1 protein-coding gene is annotated in these 861 nt (G+C 31.0%); it reads left to right on the forward strand.

The genetic code is table 11. The features are described 5' to 3' along the window. Positions 1-809: IS1634 family transposase (locus tag ACESSZ_RS16470; RefSeq protein WP_227151460.1), on the forward strand; the 809-nt coding region annotated here is incomplete at its 5' end. Between the last annotated feature and the right edge of the window lie 52 nt (positions 810-861).

The following is an 861-nucleotide window of genomic DNA, read 5'->3' on the forward strand; positions in this document are numbered from 1 at the left end:
TATTCTCAAAATCGGTCAAACAGCTAGTTGATAAAGAAAAGACATGGGTACTCCTTGAAAATGATTTTCATGATGTTTTAGACAGCAAAGGAAATATAATATATCGATACAAATCATGTATCGATAACTACACATATGAATATAAAGACGAAAATGGAATCAAACATTCAAAGACAGTAAAAGAAAAACGTGTTTGTACATTTTCCCCAAAGCTACAACGAAAAAAGTTAATGGAAATCGACAAAATGATTGAAAGAGCGCAAAGATTACGAGCATCAGAAGCAAAGAAAGAAGAGTATGGGGAAAGTGCGAGATATGTAAATTTTGTGGATAGAGATGGTAAAAAAGCCCATACAGTACTAAATGAAGAAAAGATAGATATGGATAGAAAACTAGCAGGCTTTAATCTTCTAATCACTTCCGAATACAAAATGGAAGATCAACAGATATATGAAGCATATCATAATTTATGGAGGATTGAGGAATCTTTCAGAGTTATGAAAAGTGAATTAGACGCAAGACCTGTCTATCTTCAAAAAGAGAATAGTATAAAAGGACATTTTCTTATATGTTATACTACGGTACTACTAATACGACTGTTTCAATTCAAGATACTAAATAACGAATACTCAACAAGTGATATATGTAGTTTTATCAAGGAGTTTAAAGTTGTACAGATCAACGATTCAAGATACATCAACATGACACGTTCTTCTGATTTCATCACCAAGCTTTCAGCTCTATTAAAACAACCAATCACAAATTATTATCTTACCAATAAACAAATAAAAATGATGCATACTCGTTAGCTATAATTTCGAGTTTACACCATTTTTTTACTTTTAACTTCTAAAGATAGGT

The sequence above is a fragment of the Eubacterium sp. 3_1_31 genome, from assembly GCF_964249515.1.
Classification (GTDB): domain Bacteria; phylum Bacillota_I; class Bacilli_A; order Erysipelotrichales; family Erysipelotrichaceae; genus Longicatena; species Longicatena caecimuris.